This window comes from Microbispora sp. CA-135349 (genome assembly GCF_050947365.1).
GTDB lineage: Bacteria > Actinomycetota > Actinomycetes > Streptosporangiales > Streptosporangiaceae > Microbispora.
Genome location: NZ_CP192001.1, coordinates 8,005,525 through 8,022,593 on the forward strand (window position 1 = coordinate 8,005,525; position 17,069 = coordinate 8,022,593).

A 17,069-nucleotide genomic window follows, 5' to 3' on the forward strand; every position below is an offset into this window, starting at 1 on the left:
CCCTTACCGGACGCACCAGAGGAGTCTCCGGCACGTTGCAGTTCGGTCACACGTGCGTCAGTTGGGCGTCACACACATTCCTGCGAGCTCAACCTTAAATGCCCAGCACGGCATCAAACTCCCCTTTAGAGTACATATACCGACAGACGGGAGGTCCTTTGGATAAGGGTGAGGGCGACACCCGCTCCCCTGTCCCCGGATCAGGATGTCCTGGGCTACCTTTGACCAGTCGCAGCCACGTTCGGTGCGACAGCCGTCCCACCGACCTCCATCCAATAGAGTCCATGCCATGAGCCAGCCGGAATCCGCGCTCGCGGAGGCCCAGGGTGGCGGCCGAGCCCCGGAGTCGCTGGCCGCGCTCGCCGAGCGTCACGGACTACGACGCGCCATCGCACGCCCCAGCATGCCCGCCTACCTACGCCAACTGTGGGACCGGCGGCACTTCATCCTCACGTACGCCACCTCGCGCAACGTTTCGAAGTACTCCGAGTCGATGCTCGGCCAGCTGTGGCAGGTGCTGACCCCGCTGCTCAACGCCGCGGTCTACTGGCTGATGTTCGGCGTCATCCTCGGGCAGAGCAAGTCGATCGAGAACTACCCGGCGTTCCTCATCACCGGGGTCATGGTGTTCACCTTCACCCAGCGCACGGTGATCAGCGGCGCCAAGTCCATCTCGTCGAACCTGTCCCTCATCCGGGCGCTCCACTTCCCGCGGGCCTCGCTCCCCCTCGCGTACACCATGCAGGAGCTTCAGCAGCTCGGCTACTCCATGGCCGTGCTCGTCCTCCTGGTGCTCGTCACCCAGGAGCCGATCACCTGGCTCTGGCTGCTGATCCCCGTCACGCTGCTCATGCAGCTCGTCTTCAACGTCGGCATGGCCATGTTCATGGCCCGCCTCGGCGCCTTCATGCGGGACCTGAACCAGCTCATGCCGTTCATCACCCGCACCTGGCTGTACGCCTCCGGCGTCTTCTACGCGATCGACGACAAGACCAGGGAGCTGCCGGAACTCCTCAGATGGGTCCTGGAGTTCAACCCCGCGGCCGCGTACATCGAGTTCATGCGCGACCTGCTGATCTACCAGAGGTTTCCCGAGCGCTGGGCGTGGGTCACCTGCATATTCTGGGCAGTGTTCGCGCTGATCGTCGGCTTCTGGTACTTCTGGCGGGCCGAGGAGAGGTACGGCCGTGGCTGAACTGACCGAGGAGCTGTCGCAGGTGGCGCCCCAGCATTCCGAGACGCAGAACTCCGAGACGCAGAACTCCGAGACGAAGAGTTCCGAGACGCAGACCCCCCAGACGCGCAACCCCAAGGTCGGAACCCCGACCGTCATCGTCGACGACCTCCACATCGTCTACAAGGTGTACGGCGCCGCCAGCGAGTCCGAGAAGGGCAACGCCGCCAGCGCCCTCATGCGCATCCTGCGGCGGCAGGGCCGGCCGCAGATGAAGGAGGTCCACGCCGTCAAGGGCGTGAGCTTCGTCGCTCACCACGGCGACGCCATCGGCATCATCGGCCGCAACGGCTCGGGCAAGTCGACGCTGCTGCGCGCGATCGCCGGCCTCCTGCCCCCGCACAAGGGCGCCGTCTACACCAACGGTCAGCCGTCCCTCCTCGGCGTCAACGCGGCCCTCATGAAGGAGCTGACGGGCGAGCGCAACATCATCCTCGGCTGCTACGCGATGGGCATGACGCCGGCCCAGGTACGCGAGAAGTACGACGAGATCGTGGACTTCTCCGGCATCGGCGACTTCGTCCAGTTCCCCATGTCCACGTACTCGTCCGGCATGGGCGCCCGGCTGCGCTTCGCCATCTCCTCCGCCAAGACGCACGACGTGCTGCTCATCGACGAGGCCCTCGCCACCGGTGACCGCGAGTTCAAGAAGAAGAGCCAGCAGCGCATCAAGCAGATGCGCGAGTCCGCCGGCACGGTCTTCCTGGTCGCCCACAACCTCGATGTGATCGAGGAGACGTGCAACCGGGTGATCTGGTTGCACAAGGGGAAGATCAGAATGGAAGGCGACCCCCAGGAGGTCCTGGAGGCGTACAACAAAGCCTGAGAGAAACGGAGGGGCGAACGTGCCGACGCCGCCACCGATCCCGTATGACCATCTGCCCGAGGTGCCCGCGCTGACCGTCGAGAGCGACGACGTGCGCGACGGCGAGCGGCTCCCCGAGGCCCACGTGTTCGACGACTGGGGCATGAGCGGGCAGAACGTCTCCCCGCACCTGCGCTGGTCGGGCGCTCCCGAGGGCACCAGGAGCTACGCGGTCACCTGCTTCGACCCGGACGCGCCCACGGGCAGCGGCTTCTGGCACTGGGTGCTGTACGACATCCCGGCCACCGTCACCGAACTGCCGGCCGGCGCGGGCAACGGCCCCGACTTCAAGGGGCTGCCCGAAGGCGCCAAGCACGCGCGCAACGACTTCACCACCAAGGAGTACGGCGGAGCGGCGCCGCCGCCCGGGCACCCGCACCGCTACCTGTTCGCCGTGCACGCCCTGGGCACGGACTCCCTGGGCGTCGACACCGACACGCCGCCGGCCGTGGTCGGCTTCAACATCACGGCCAACACGCTCGCCCGCGGCTATATCGCACCTGTGTACGAAACCTGATGCGGGAGGGCCGCTCGTTCCACTATGATTCGAACGGAGATTCGACATAGGGGAGGGTCGGATGAGCGACCTGGCGACGGCGATCGACAATCTGGCCGCCGAGGATCCCTCGGAGCTTCCCGTCGGGCTGATCACCGAGCAGCTCCTCGAGCTGCACTGGCAGATGGCCCGGCTGCAGGCCCAGATCGCCAGGCGCACCCACCTGCGCGCGAGCTTCGGCTCACCGAACTAGGCAGGTCGTGTCCAACACCCCCCGGTGCCCTGCCGCGGGCGGCCCGGACACGACGCCGGACGGCCGGCGCCCCCGAGGGGCGCCGGCCGCTTCCGTTTGTCGACGTCGTCCCTCGGCATGCCGCCTCAACGGCGACGAGGGCCCTCAGTCGCGGATCAGTTGCCGTACCCGCCCTGCCGGGAGGTCGGTGCGAAGCCGGCCACGGTGCCCGGGGCGGACGAGGCCGCGCCCGACGCCGAGGCGTCGGCCGTGGCAGCCGCGGAGGTGGCGAGGTCGGCCGCCGCTCCCGTCGCCGCTGCCGTTCCCTGCGCCGGAACGTCCGTGGTGCTGTTGACGGTCCTGGTGGTCGCGTAGGCGTTGGCGTCGGCCCGGGCGGCGGCCTCGGCGGCCGTCGCCGAGGTGCTGCTCATGACGCCGTCCGCCGGAGTGTCGCACGGCACCAGCGCCAGCAGGCCGCCCGCGCTGCCGGCGGTCGCCGCGACGGCGCCCTTGACGTTGAGCAGCGCGTGGAGCCTCGCGGTGACGTTGAGCCCGGCGCGTACCGCGGCGCCCGCGGTGGCGACGGCCGCCGCGGAGGCGTCCACGGCGGCGGCGGTCTGGCCGGAAGCGGCGACGACCGGCTTGCCGACCTGGGCCGCGACGACCGCAGCGGCGTTCGCCTTGGCGGCGACGGCGGCGTTGACGTTGGCGTGGACGTCCGCGATCGCGACCAGGGCGGCCGTCAGGTGGGCCTCCAGCCTGGCGACGACGTTGGCGTCGACGGTGACGGCGGCGTCGGCCACGATGTCGGCCGCGATGTCGGCCGCGGCGTTGATCTGCGCGTTCACCTCGGCCGACAGTCCGGCCGTCACGGTGCCGCAGAGCTTCGCGACGGCGTCGAGGTCGGCCCTGATGTCAGCGGTCAGGTTCACCGCCACCTCGGCGGCCGCGTCGGCCTGCGCGGCGACCCCGCTGGTCGCCCCGCCGACGGCCGTGCCCTGCAGATCGGCCAGAAGCCTCGCCAGCGACGCGACCCGATGCTCGGTGCACCTGTCAGCGCACACGGCGTCGGCCTGCGCGGGCGCGGCGAGCATGCCGGCGATGCCGATCGTGACGGCGACGACGGCTGTCCTAACCACTCGTTTCATTGACTTGCCCCCGGTTCATATTCCTTTTCACGAGAGTGGGAATGACGAACCCAAGAACCCCCGTGCGTCGGCGAGGCACGCCGACAAAGACGTCGGCATTTCTATCACTGCCGATCACGGCGGACGGCCCTGCCGACCTGGGGATCCGTACGCGGCACCCCGCCGGGAAAGTCGGTATATCGAGCATCGGAGGACCACTTCGCGGTCACCCCAATCCCGCCTTCGGAGCAAGCGACGGTAAACGCGCCTCCCAGGCTCGGCGGCAGATCTTTCCGCTCACTTTTAGCGACGCGCCGACGAGTGGCGTGACACGGACCGCCCGGACCCGATCACGAACCCGGCCTATCGCGACATATCTCGATAAGAGCTACGCTGGCGATGTGACCTCACTCACCCCGTACGCGGGCGACGACCCCGCACAGCGTGCTTCGGACGCCGACCGCGACCGGGTCGCGGCCGTTCTCGGCGAAGTGCTCGCCACCGGCCGCCTGACGAGCGTCGAGCACGCCGACCGGCTCGACGCCGCCTACAGCGCCCTGACCGTCGGCGACCTCGCCCCCCTGGTCGGAGACCTCCCCGACGCGGCACGTCCACAGACCACGCTCTCCACCGAGCACCACCGGGTCTCCGCGGTGTTCAGCAAGATCATACGACGTGGGCGCTGGGTCGCCGGGCGGCACACCGAGCTCAGCTCGGTCTTCGGCGCGCTGATCGTGGACCTCAGCGACGCGGTCCTGCCCGGCCGCGAGGTGACGCTGGAGCTGAACTCCTTCTGCGGCAAGCTCATCGTCACCGTGCCGGCCAACGCCCGGGTGGTCGACGAGGGCAGCGCGGTCTTCTCGAAACGCTCGGTGACCGGCGGGGACGGCGACGGCGACGGCCCGCTGATCCGCGTCACCGGCGACGCGCGCTTCGGCAAGATCGTGGTCTACCGCGGGACGCGTCACTGACGGCCTACGATGCGGCCATGCAGCCCGCCGGCCGTGCGCTGCCCGTGGCCCTCGACGCCATGGGCGGCGACAACGCGCCCGGAGAGATCGTCGCGGGAGCCGTACAGGCCGTGCGGGAGCGGGGCGTGCCCGTCGTGCTCGTCGGCCAGCCCCGCCTGCTTCACCAGGAGCTGGCCGAGCACGACGCGGTCGCCGAGATCCCCATCGTGCGCGCCGAGGAGGCGCTGGCGATGGACGAGGGCGCACTGGCGAGCCTGAGACGGCCCCGTTCCAGCATCGCCGTCGCCTGCCACCTCGTCCGGCGCGGCGACGCCTGCGCGGTCGTGTCCGCGGGGTCGACGGCGGGCGTCGTCGCCACCGGCCGGCTCCGCCTGCGGGCCCAGCAGGGCGTCGTACGCCCCGCGATCGCGGTGGGCCTGCCGACCCTGCCCCAGCCGACCGTGCTGCTCGACGCGGGCGCCACCGCCGACGCCAAGCCGGAAATGCTGGTGCAGTTCGCCCATCTCGGCGTGGCGTACGCCGAGACCGCGCTCGGCCTCCGGCGTCCCCGCGTCGGCCTGCTCACGATCGGCGCCGAGGCCGAGAAGGGCAACAAGCTCGCCAAACGGGCTCACGAACTGCTCGTCGCCACGCCCGGCATCGACTTCACCGGCAACATCGAGGGGCACGACCTGCTCACCCGGAAGGTCGACGTGGTCGTCACCGACGGGTTCACCGGCAACGTCGCGCTCAAGACCGTGGAGGGCACGGTGCGGTACGCCTTCGACCAGCTCAGGGAGGCGATCACGGAAAGCCGGGTGGCCAGGCTCGGCGGGATGCTGCAGCGGGCCCGGCTCCGGGAGCTGGCCGGCCGGCTCGACCCCGAGGCGCACGGCGGCGCCGTACTGCTCGGCCTCAACGGGACGGTGGTGATCGCACACGGCTCGTCACGGGCGCGCGGCGTGGCCGCCGCCTGCGAGCTCGCGGCCCGCCTGTCGGCCCAGGGCATCGTCGCCAGGATCGGCGAGCGGATCGCCTCCACCAACAAGTCGCACCGTCGCCGGTGACCACCGGCTATGGGAAGGCGGCCGGAAGTCCCGCGCCGATAAGCTTGGCGCATGACCGACCCGCAGCTCGTGCTCACCGGACGGGTCCAGCAGGCGCTGGGTTCCGCCTTCGGTCCGGAGCACGCCACCGAAGATCCGCTGATCAGGCCCTCTCAGTTCGCCGACTACCAGGCGAACGTCGCGCTCAGCCTGGCGAAGCGGCTCCGACGTGCCCCGCGGGAGGTCGCCCAGGCCATCGCCGACCACCTCGACACCACCGACGTGAGCGTGGAGGTCAGCGGTCCCGGATTCCTCAACCTGACGCTGCGCGACGGCTGGATCGCCGAGCAGGCCGGGCAGCGGCTGCTCGACGAGCGCCTCGGCGTGCCGCAGCCGGCTCCGCAGACCGTGATCATCGACTACTCGGCGCCGAACGCCGCCAAGGAGATGCACGTCGGTCACCTGCGCACCACGATCGTCGGCGACACCCTCGCGCGTACCCACGAGCACCTGGGCAACCAGGTGATCCGGCAGAACCACCTCGGCGACTGGGGCACGCCCTTCGGCATGCTCATCGAGCACCTGCTCGACGTCGGCGAGGAGGAGGCGCTGGGCCGGCTGGCCGCCGGTGACGGCAACGCCTTCTACCAGGAGGCGCGGCACAAGTTCGACACCGACAAGGAGTTCGAGGAACGCTCCCGCCGGAGAGTGCCGCTGCTGCAGGGCGGCGACCCGCCCACCCTGCGCCTGTGGCACGAGTTCATCGAATACACCAAGCGCTACTTCAACAAGGTGTATCGGACGCTCGGTGTCACGCTCACCGACGACGACATCGCGGGCGAGAGCATGTACAACCCCATGCTCGCCGACGTCTGCGACGAGCTGGAGCGCACGGGTGTGGCCGAGATCAGCGAGGGCGCGCTGTGCGTGTTCCCGCCCGGCTTCACGGGCCGCGACGACCAGCCGCTGCCGCTCATCGTGCGCAAGAGCGACGGCGGGTACGGCTACGCCACGACCGACCTCGCCGCGATCCGCTATCGGGTGCGCGACCTGAAGGCCGACCGGATCATGTACGTCGTGGGCGCCACCCAGTCGCTTCACTTCCAGATGGTCTTCGCCGCGGCGCGGATGGCCGGTTGGCTGCACGACGAGGTCAAGGCGGAGCACGTCCAGATCGGCAGCGTGCTCGGCAGCGACGGCAAGATGTTCAAGACCCGCAGCGGTGCCTCGGTCAAACTCACCGAACTGCTGGACGAGGCCGTCGTCCGGGCCGAGGCCGTGATCGCCGACCGCGGATACGACCCGGAGGCCCGCCGGCAGATCGCGCGCCAGGTCGGCATGGGCGCCGTCAAGTACGCCGACCTGTCGGTCAGCCACGACAGCGAGTACGTGTTCGACTTCGATCGCATGCTCGCCCTCACCGGCAACACCGGGCCCTACCTCCAGTACGCCACCGCCCGCATCCGGTCGATCTTCCGCAACGGCGGGATCGAGCCGGAGTCGGCCACCGGCCCGATCGTCCTGGGCCACCCGGCCGAGCGGGCGCTCGCGCTGCAGTTGCTCGGCTTCGGCTCGGTCGTCGCCGCCGTCGCCCAGCTTTCCGAGCCCCACCGGCTGTGCAACTACCTGTTCGACGTGGCCCAGGCGTTCACGTCGTTCTACGAGAGCTGCCCCGTCCTGAAGGCCGAGGAGGAGTCCGTACGGCAGTCGCGTCTGGCTCTGTCCGCGCTCACCCTGCGCGTACTGCTGCGCGGCCTCGACCTGCTCGGCATCGAAGTCCCCGAGCGGATGTGAGCGGGGTGCCGCACTCCGGCGAAGACCGCGACGGGGACGGCATCCCCCGACGGTCAGGGCCGGCCGCCCGCTCCAGGGCGGCCCGGCCCCACGGTTCCCCCCGGTCAGGCGCGTCCACGGCGCGCCTCGCCCATGACTGTCGCACCAAGCGTCTAGTCTGGCGCGGTCAAGGGAGTGCCAGCCGACCCCTCGGGGAGCGTTCCGCGTGAGCATGGACCTGACCACGAGTCCGGACCCTGGAAACCTGGCCGAGGCCACGGAGCTGCACCGCTACGCCGAGGCGCTGATCGTCAGCCTGGCGGCCGACGGGACCACACCCGACCTGCCGCCGGGGATCACCGACGTCCCCGGCTACTGGCTGGGGCCCGCCGTCGAGGCCCTCGTCCTCATCATGTCCGGCAAGGACGCCCTGGAGCCGCTGGCTCTGGCCAACGAGCTGGACGAGCGGCGCACCGCCGTGTTCCTGTGCCTGGCCCTCGCCGTTTGCGGCCATGGCGACCGGATCCACGCCTCCTGGCTGGGCACCGCCTTCGGCGACCTGTCCGAGGAGCACCCGGTGACCCCCGGCCAGCGGGCGCTGTGGCTCGCCGCCGCCCGCGGGGCCTACGGACCGGTCGGCAAGATCTTCGTGCTGCGCAAGCTGGACGCGGTGAACGTGCCGGCCGATGACGACCGATGGCTGAAGGCCCTCGTGCCCGGTCTGCCGGAAATATCCGTGCCCACCTCCCTCGAGGCGTTTCCCGAGCTGGCGAAGGTCTCCGAGATCGAGCGGTCGCTGAGGGCGTCGGTCACCCTGCGCCGCCTGCGCGAGCGCTGCGTCGAGATCACCTCTACGCGGCAGGCAGGCGAGGTCACCAAGGTCGTACGCGGCACCGTGTGGGCCGAGGACGAGCCGCTGGCCGTGCTTCGTGCCCTGGCAGGCCAGGGCGGGCAGGAGGGGCCGCTGAGCTCGCTCACCGGGCATCTGCTGCAGGACCTGCGTCCCGACGCCGACCCCCATATGGCGGCGCTCGCCCTGCACGTGGCGGCGCCTGCGATTCGGACCGCGGCCGAGTCCCTCGTCGAGGTGGTGCGCGAACCGCCGCCCGACACCCTGGACGTGCCGATCCTCGGCTATCCGATCAAACTCCGGCCCGAGGGCCCCGACCAGGAGTCGATGGCGGCGGCCGAGCAGCTGCTCGTGACCGAGAGCGTGCCGAAGCGTGCCCGGCCCTGGCCCGGATACGTCCTTCTGGTCCTCGCCGTCGCCGTCATCGCCGCCGGGCTCGTGGTCTCGCTGCCGCTCGTCCTCGTCGGCCTGATGGTCGCCGCCGCGGGCGGGCACGTGCTGTGGCGGCACCGCGTCCGGGAACACTCGGACGTCCGGTACGTCCAGACACGGGCCGGCAAGCTCACCGACCTCGCCGACAAGGCCGTCTGGGCCCTCCACGAGTACGCCAGGGAATCCGAGGATCGCGCCTCCACCGCCGCCAAGGACCTGGCGGAGGTGTCCACACTCCTGCGCCGAGGCCCGCGGGCTGCGTAGGCAGGACCGGCGGGCTGCGCAGGGAGGACCGGAAGAACCGGCGGGTTGCGCAGGCAGCCCAGGGAGGACCGGCGGGTTGCGCAGGGAGGACCGGCAGGCTGCGTGGCAGAACCGGCAGGTTGCGTAGGCGGAACCGGCGCGTTGCGTCGGCAGGGTCACGAGCGCCCAGACGACAGGCGCGTGCGCCGACGCGTCGGGCGCCTCGAACGGTTGTGCCCGCCGACCGGAAGGGCGGCGGGCACACGGCTCAGACAGGGACGAGGACTCGGACGGGTCGGCTCAGGCGCTGGAGACCTCCACCGTCGCCGGAGTGATCAGGAAGACCTTGTCCGCGATCCGCTCGATACGTCCCTCACAGCCGTAGGCCAAGCCCGCGGCGAAGTCCACCATTCGTGTGGCCTCCGCGGTCGACATGCTCGCCACGTCCATGACCACAGTATGGCCCTCGCGGAAGTGCCGGCCGATCGTCAGGGCGTCGTCATACTTCTGCGGGCGGATCATGACAATCCGGGCCGGGTCGGCGTTGGGGTGCCAGCGCTTGGCAGCACGCTCGGCCGCCGGCATCCAGTCGTCCTCGTACTCGTCCTCGACGTAGGCCTCGTCGTCGTACTGCTCTGCCCCACCCAGGCCAAGGTAGCTCGCCACCTTGCGCACAGCCCCCATCGGTTCGTCCTTTTCCGGCTTGTCCTTTTCCGGGCTCGTCCCGACACACGGGACCCTCATCGACGATTCAGCGAACCCCCGCCGACGCGCTCGGCCGTTTTGATGTTGTTGGCTGGATAATGCGGAGGCCGGGCACGTAAGTCTTCATCGTCAATTCCGTCAGCCCTTCCAGGGTAACTCGCAAACCCGTCTACCCCATGGAACCCTTCGCAAACATTTCTCACAGTCGTCTCGATCGACGGCACACCTTCAGTAGATCACAACGGGCGCCGCCGATCACGGGTTCCCAAATCGCGATCTTGCTGATAGAGGCCTCGATCGTCCAGGCACGAGGGTGTCGGTAAGCGCGATTCCCGGACGCGCCAAACAAGATCGAATTTGGCCGTGAGGACACCTCGAAATGGCGTTTCGAAAACAGGTTCGATAGTGTTGGAGTTGTTGATCACCATGCTCACAACGACCCTCCGCACAGTTCTCCCATGGTCTCCCGCCGGAACGGAACCGCACTGCGCCACGAATAGAGAGGCGCGCCAGAGAAATCCCTTTCCATCCTCGGGTCAACCAGGGTCTGTCATCGTGCTCTCGTCCCCGCAGCCGCGGGCGGTGATGGTGGCCGATCTCGTCGGCCACCATGACCAGGCCCCTGCCGGAACCCCTGGGACTGCCGAGACGCTGCCACCACCACACAATTAGATGCACGGCGAGGCTGAGAGGTTCTGAGGCGGCCGATATTTCTCGGCGGCCCTATCGGGGACAATCGCATACGGCGACGCGCCTCACAGGCCGACACGGCCACGATCAGGCGCGGTCCCGGGCAGAGCGCGATCCCGGGCAGGTGCGGCCCCGAGCAGGGTGCGGGACATCACGAAGTGTCTCTCGGCGCAATGCCCTCGCAGGGGATCTCAGAGCCGCCCCTGCAATGCCCCCGCCGGGTCTTTGAGCCGCCCTGCACCGGAGTGCGCGCTGCCTGGTGAGACGGGTTTCCGCATGGAGTGGCTGAGGTGTCACTGCGTCGGAGTGTGGAATGCCGCGGAGACTTGTTGCTGTGGGGAGTGGCTGAGGCGTCACTATGCCGGAGTCCGGCGACGTCTGTCCCCCTCCCCAGGGGTCGCTCCTATATGAAGCGTTGGACGTCACTGCGCCGGCCGGAAGCTCCGGTCCTCGCGAAGCCCGCTTCGCTGGGCCTTCGCTGCGGTCCTCCCTCCCGCCCGCTCCGCTCCTCCCGGTCGCCCGCTCGCGCCACCTCAGCGGCGGGGCCACACCGTCAGCGTGAAGCCGGCTCCTGAATACACGACGCCCAGGCCAACCACGGCGCCGGGGCACGATCACCACGTCACCGACCGCAGCGCCCCTGCGCGAGCCCATCCGGGTGGGTCAGACAAACCCGGGGGAGACCCCGGAAAACGCGAAAGGGCCATCCCACACGGGATGGCCCTTCCATCAAAGATTGTCCGGCGGCGTCCTACTCTCCCACACCGTCCCCGGTGCAGTACCATCGGCGCTGACAGGCTTAACTTCCGGGTTCGGAATGTAACCGGGTGTTTCCCTGCCGCTATAACCGCCGTAACCCCATGAAACACACAACCAACTCAACTACAAGCGGTTGCTGTCTCTGAGATCACATAGTGAACGCGAGCATAATATGGTCAAGTCCTCGGCCTATTAGTACCGGTCAGCTCCACACATTACTGCGCTTCCACTTCCGGCCTATCAACCCCATCATCTCTAGGGGGCCTTACCCACTCTCGTGGTGGGAGACCTCATCTTGAGGCGAGCTTCCCGCTTAGATGCTTTCAGCGGTTATCCCTACCGAACGTAGCCAACCAGCCGTGCTCCTGGCGGAACAACTGGCACACCAGAGGTTCGTCCGTCCCGGTCCTCTCGTACTAGGGACAGCCCCTCGCAAGTCTCCTGCGCGCGCAGCGGATAGGGACCGAACTGTCTCGCGACGTTCTAAACCCAGCTCGCGTACCGCTTTAATGGGCGAACAGCCCAACCCTTGGGACCTACTCCAGCCCCAGGATGCGACGAGCCGACATCGAGGTGCCAAACCATCCCGTCGATATGGACTCTTGGGGAAGATCAGCCTGTTATCCCCGGGGTACCTTTTAGCCGTTGAGCGACACCGCTTCCACACGCCGATGCCGGATCACTAGTCCCAGCTTTCGCTCCTGCTCGACCCGTCAGTCTCACAGTCAAGCTCCCTTGTGCACTTACACTCGACACCTGATTGCCAACCAGGCTGAGGGAACCTTTGGGCGCCTCCGTTACCTTTTAGGAGGCAACCGCCCCAGTTAAACTACCCACCAGACACTGTCCCCCACCCGGATACACGGGCGCGGGTTAGACGTCCAAAACGACCAGAGTGGTATTTCACCAATGACTCCACCCTGACTAGCGTCAGAGCTTCCCAGTCTCCCACCTATCCTACACAAGACGCTCCAAACGCCAATGTCAAGCTGTAGTGAAGGTCCCGGGGTCTTTCCGTCCTGCTGCGCGAAACGAGCATCTTTACTCGTACTGCAATTTCACCGGGCCTGTGGTTGAGACAGCGGGGAAGTCGTTACGCCATTCGTGCAGGTCGGAACTTACCCGACAAGGAATTTCGCTACCTTAGGATGGTTATAGTTACCACCGCCGTTTACCGGCGCTTAAGTTCTCACCTTCGCACCCCGAAGAGTGCTAAGCGGTCCCCTTAACGTTCCGGCACCGGGCAGGCGTCAGTCCGTATACATCGTCTTACGACTTCGCACGGACCTGTGTTTTTAGTAAACAGTCGCTTCCCCCTGGCCACTGCGACCCCCACCAGCTCAAAGAGCAAGTCTCATCACCAGTAAAGGTCCCCCTTCTCCCGAAGTTACGGGGGCAATTTGCCGAGTTCCTTAACCACAGTTCACCCGACCGCCTTGGTATTCTCTACCTGACCACCTGAGTCGGTTTCGGGTACGGGCCGCCGCGACACTCACTAGAGGCTTTTCTCGGCAGCATAGGATCACCCACTTCGCCACAATCGGCTCGGCATCACACCTCAGGCTTAATGAGAGACGGATTTGCCTATCTCTCGCCCTACATGCTTACCCCGGGACAACCACCGCCCGGGCTGGGCTACCTTCCTGCGTCACCCCATCGCTTACCTACTACCAGATCAGGCCAGGCGTTCACCCTGACGCCGGCTCCGAAGAGCCAACCGGGCTAAGGACCCTTAGTATCACTGGATTCGATATGGGCGCATCACAGCGGGTACGGGAATATCAACCCGTTGTCCATCGACTACGCCTGTCGGCCTCGCCTTAGGTCCCGACTTACCCTGGGCGGACGAACCTGCCCCAGGAACCCTTGGTCATCCGGCGCAGAAGATTCTCACTTCTGACTCGCTACTCATGCCTGCATTCTCACTCGCACGACCTCCACCACACGATCACTCGGCGGCTTCACCGGCTCGCACGACGCTCCCCTACCCACCACCAGCAGAACTGGTAGTGCCACGACTTCGGCGGTGTACTTGAGCCCCGCTACATTGTCGGCGCAGAATCACTTGACCAGTGAGCTATTACGCACTCTTTCAAGGGTGGCTGCTTCTAAGCCAACCTCCTGGTTGTCACTGCGACTCCACATCCTTTCCCACTTAGCACACGCTTAGGGGCCTTAGTCGGTGATCTGGGCTGTTTCCCTCTCGACCACGGAGCTTATCCCCCGCAGTCTCACTGCCACGCTCAACTTACCGGCATTCGAAGTTTGGCTGACGTCAGTAACCTTGTCGGGCCCATCAGCCATCCAGAGCCCTACCTCCGGCAAGCAACACGTAACGCTGCACCTAAATGCATTTCGGGGAGAACCAGCTATCACGGAGTTTGATTGGCCTTTCACCCCTACACACAGGTCATCCCCCAGGTTTTCAACCCTGGTGGGTTCGGTCCTCCACGCAGTCTTACCCACGCTTCAACCTGCCCATGCGTAGATCACCCCGCTTCGGGTCTACAGCATGCGACTCCAGGCGCCCTATTCAGACTCGCTTTCGCTACGGCTCCCCCACACGGGTTAACCTCGCCACACACCATAACTCGCAGGCTCATTCTTCAAAAGGCACGCAGTCACATCACAAACAAGCAAGCTTGTTTACGCTCCTACGGCTTGTAGGCACACGGTTTCAGGTACTATTTCACGACCCCTCACCGGGGCGCTTTTCACCTTTCCCTCACGGTACTCGTTCACTATCGGTCATCAGGAAGTATTTAGGCTTACCAGGTGGTCCTGGCAGATTCACACAGGATTCCTCGAGCCCCGTGCTACTCGGGAACACTCCCAGCAGTCGGCAAGATTTCGCCTACCCGGCTATCACGGTCTACGGCCGCCCTTCCCAGAGCGTTCGACTACCCCACCGATTTCTCACTGCCTGAAGAGACGGCGGTCTCCCCCGGAAGGTCCCACAACCCCGCACACGCAACGCCCGCCGGCTATCACACGCGCACGGTTTAGCCTCCTCCGCTTTCGCTCACCACTACTCACGGAATCACTATTTGTTTTCTTCTCCTACGGGTACTGAGATGTTTCACTTCCCCGCGTTACCACCAACCGCCCTATACATTCAGGCGGAGGCAACACCACATGACTGGTGCTAGGTTTCCCCATTCGGACATCCCCGGATCAACGTCTGGTTGGCGACTCCCCGAGGCTTAACGCAGCCTCCCACGTCCTTCATCGGCTCCTGATGCCAAGGCATCCACCGTGTGCCCTAAACAACTTGGCCACAAAGATGCTCGCGTCCACTATGCAATTCACAAACAACAACCAGACAACCAGCCCACCCCACCACCAAACACCCGAACCCTCCACCCGCAAACCCACCTCACGGCAGACTCACGACCAAAGGACCCCAGCCGGTATGGCAGGAGACCAGCCCTGGAGACAACGAACCACCCACCGCTAAGCGGCAGGTAACGGTCCGTTCCCTCAGGACCCAACAGTGTGCCCAACCAGCCCCGGCCCCCAGAACCCGCTTTCCCACTCCGCGACCCTGCCCCAAACAGACACGACCACGGCGGTACTCACCGATCCGGCAACCACAACCAGCTGAATAACCAGTGCTCCACTAATGAGCGCACCAGGCAGGGAACATTCGCCCCTGAACCCGGCATGGACCAAACCCCACACCCACCACCGAAACCGGAGTGAGCCAACAGGGCCGGCCGAGTGCTCCTTAGAAAGGAGGTGATCCAGCCGCACCTTCCGGTACGGCTACCTTGTTACGACTTCGTCCCAATCGCCAGCCCCACCTTCGACCGCTCCCCCCACAAGTGGTTGGGCCACGGGCTTCGGGTGTTGCCGACTTTCGTGACGTGACGGGCGGTGTGTACAAGGCCCGGGAACGTATTCACCGCAGCGTTGCTGATCTGCGATTACTAGCGACTCCGACTTCATGGGGTCGAGTTGCAGACCCCAATCCGAACTGAGACCGGCTTTTAGGGATTCGCTCCACCTCACGGTATCGCAACCCTCTGTACCGACCATTGTAGCATGTTTGCAGCCCAAGACATAAGGGGCATGATGACTTGACGTCATCCCCACCTTCCTCCGAGTTGACCCCGGCAGTCTCCCATGAGTCCCCACCACCCCAAAGGGCGTGCTGGCAACATGGAACAAGGGTTGCGCTCGTTGCGGGACTTAACCCAACATCTCACGACACGAGCTGACGACAGCCATGCACCACCTGTACACCAGTCCAAAGGAGGCACCCATCTCTGAGTGTTTCCGGTGTATGTCAAACCTTGGTAAGGTTCTTCGCGTTGCGTCGAATTAAGCAACATGCTCCGCCGCTTGTGCGGGCCCCCGTCAATTCCTTTGAGTTTTAGCCTTGCGGCCGTACTCCCCAGGCGGGGCGCTTAATGCGTTAGCTACGGCACAGAAGTCGTGGAAGACCCCCACACCTAGCGCCCAACGTTTACAGCGTGGACTACCAGGGTATCTAATCCTGTTCGCTCCCCACGCTTTCGCTCCTCAGCGTCAGAACTGGCCCAGCAAGCCGCCTTCGCCACCGGTGTTCCTCCTGATATCTGCGCATTTCACCGCTACACCAGGAATTCCGCTTGCCCCTACCAGCCTCTAGCCTGCCCGTATCCACCGCAGACCCGTAGTTAAGCCACGGGCTTTCACGGCAGACGCGACAAGCCACCTACGAGCTCTTTACGCCCAATAATTCCGGACAACGCTTGCGCCCTACGTATTACCGCGGCTGCTGGCACGTAGTTAGCCGGCGCTTCTTCTACAGGTACACGTCAACTTCGTCCCTGCTGAAAGAGGTTTACAACCCGAAGGCCGTCATCCCCCACGCGGCGTCGCTGCGTCAGGCTTCCGCCCATTGCGCAATATTCCCCACTGCTGCCTCCCGTAGGAGTCTGGGCCGTGTCTCAGTCCCAGTGTGGCCGGTCGCCCTCTCAGGCCGGCTACCCGTCGTCGCCTTGGTAGGCCATCACCCCACCAACAAGCTGATAGGCCGCGAGCCCATCCCCAACCGAAAAAACTTTCCACCACCATCCCATGCGAGAAATGGTCGTATCCGGTATTAGACCCAGTTTCCCAGGCTTATCCCAGAGTCAGGGGCAGGTTACTCACGTGTTACTCACCCGTTCGCCGCTCGAGTACCCCGAAGGGCCTTTCCGCTCGACTTGCATGTGTTAAGCACGCCGCCAGCGTTCGTCCTGAGCCAGGATCAAACTCTCCAAACAATGCTTGAAAGAGTTCACTCTGGCCGGCACCCCCCGGCTAAGGAAAGGATGCCGTCAAAGGAATCCGTCACCGACATCGAAGTGTCGCTATGACGGGGTCATGCATGATTCATGCACTGGCTTTTAGCACACTGTTGAGTTCTCAAGAAACGGACGCGACCACCATCACCCGAAACCTTCCAAGAAGGTCCCACACTCCGGGGCGTTTCACCGTTTGTTTTTCTTTTGTCTTGCTGGTCTTAATTCTTCCCGACCGGCTCTTCCGTGTCAAATCCGCCCCACCGGGACTTATTTGACCCGAAACCCGCCGACCGACAGGAATTCGACCACCCCGTTTCCGGGGCAACCCCTCTAACTTACCCGAACCCCCCAGCCCGGCGCAAAACCACCGAACCAGAAGATCCACAAAGAAGAG

At 65.8% G+C, this 17,069-nt stretch carries 10 protein-coding genes and 3 rRNA genes; 8 read left to right on the forward strand and 5 right to left on the reverse strand.

The window, feature by feature from the left end; genetic code table 11:
- Nucleotides 1-289: 289 nt before the first annotated feature.
- The 4 genes from ACQPZZ_RS36845 to ACQPZZ_RS36860 all read left to right on the forward strand — a co-directional run bounded on the left by ACQPZZ_RS36845 (nucleotide 290) and on the right by ACQPZZ_RS36860 (nucleotide 2,848).
- Nucleotides 290-1,195: an ABC transporter permease gene (locus ACQPZZ_RS36845; RefSeq protein WP_363643415.1), complete on the forward strand. Its 906-nt coding sequence runs from the start codon at nucleotides 290-292 to the stop codon at nucleotides 1,193-1,195.
- A 136-nt stretch (nucleotides 1,196-1,331) separates the two neighbouring features.
- On the forward strand, nucleotides 1,332-2,060 hold the full coding sequence (locus tag ACQPZZ_RS36850) for an ABC transporter ATP-binding protein (protein WP_363643783.1): 729 nt from the start codon (nucleotides 1,332-1,334) through the stop codon (nucleotides 2,058-2,060).
- A gap of 19 nt (nucleotides 2,061-2,079) precedes the next feature.
- Nucleotides 2,080-2,616, forward strand: coding sequence for a YbhB/YbcL family Raf kinase inhibitor-like protein (locus ACQPZZ_RS36855; protein ID WP_432926756.1), 537 nt, complete (start codon nucleotides 2,080-2,082; stop codon nucleotides 2,614-2,616).
- Between the two features lie 61 nt (nucleotides 2,617-2,677).
- Entirely contained in the window at nucleotides 2,678-2,848 is a 171-nt protein-coding gene (locus ACQPZZ_RS36860; protein WP_363643411.1) for a hypothetical protein, read from the forward strand.
- A gap of 155 nt (nucleotides 2,849-3,003) precedes the next feature.
- Here the strand turns inward: ACQPZZ_RS36860 and ACQPZZ_RS36865 are convergent, their stop codons facing one another.
- Complete coding sequence (locus ACQPZZ_RS36865) at nucleotides 3,004-3,966, reverse strand: hypothetical protein (RefSeq protein WP_432926758.1); 963 nt, start codon at nucleotides 3,964-3,966, stop codon at nucleotides 3,004-3,006.
- Between the two features lie 389 nt (nucleotides 3,967-4,355).
- Between ACQPZZ_RS36865 and ACQPZZ_RS36870 the strand changes: the two genes are divergently transcribed.
- The 4 genes from ACQPZZ_RS36870 to ACQPZZ_RS36885 all read left to right on the forward strand — a co-directional run bounded on the left by ACQPZZ_RS36870 (nucleotide 4,356) and on the right by ACQPZZ_RS36885 (nucleotide 9,269).
- Nucleotides 4,356-4,925: a DUF1707 SHOCT-like domain-containing protein gene (locus tag ACQPZZ_RS36870; protein WP_432926760.1), complete on the forward strand. Its 570-nt coding sequence runs from the start codon at nucleotides 4,356-4,358 to the stop codon at nucleotides 4,923-4,925.
- A gap of 17 nt (nucleotides 4,926-4,942) precedes the next feature.
- Complete coding sequence (gene plsX, locus ACQPZZ_RS36875; RefSeq protein WP_432926762.1) at nucleotides 4,943-5,971, forward strand: phosphate acyltransferase PlsX; 1,029 nt, start codon at nucleotides 4,943-4,945, stop codon at nucleotides 5,969-5,971.
- Nucleotides 5,972-6,022: 51 nt separating this feature from the next.
- Nucleotides 6,023-7,744, forward strand: a complete 1,722-nt coding sequence (argS, locus tag ACQPZZ_RS36880) for an arginine--tRNA ligase (protein ID WP_432926764.1) — start codon at nucleotides 6,023-6,025, stop codon at nucleotides 7,742-7,744.
- A gap of 211 nt (nucleotides 7,745-7,955) precedes the next feature.
- A complete protein-coding gene (locus ACQPZZ_RS36885) occupies nucleotides 7,956-9,269 on the forward strand; it encodes a hypothetical protein (protein WP_432934667.1) in 1,314 nt (437 codons plus the stop codon).
- Between the two features lie 279 nt (nucleotides 9,270-9,548).
- Here ACQPZZ_RS36885 and ACQPZZ_RS36890 read toward each other — a convergent pair whose 3' ends face one another.
- From ACQPZZ_RS36890 to ACQPZZ_RS36905, 4 genes are all read right to left on the reverse strand, one after another.
- Nucleotides 9,549-9,932 (reverse strand): cell division protein SepF, encoded by a 384-nt coding sequence (locus ACQPZZ_RS36890; RefSeq protein WP_432926766.1) that lies wholly within the window; start codon nucleotides 9,930-9,932, stop codon nucleotides 9,549-9,551.
- 1,449 nt (nucleotides 9,933-11,381) lie between these two features.
- Nucleotides 11,382-11,498, reverse strand: a 5S ribosomal RNA gene (gene rrf, locus ACQPZZ_RS36895).
- A gap of 76 nt (nucleotides 11,499-11,574) precedes the next feature.
- Nucleotides 11,575-14,679 (reverse strand): 23S ribosomal RNA (locus ACQPZZ_RS36900).
- 454 nt (nucleotides 14,680-15,133) lie between these two features.
- Nucleotides 15,134-16,654, reverse strand: a 16S ribosomal RNA gene (locus ACQPZZ_RS36905).
- The 16S, 23S and 5S rRNA genes sit together here, the layout of an rRNA operon.
- Between the last annotated feature and the right edge of the window lie 415 nt (nucleotides 16,655-17,069).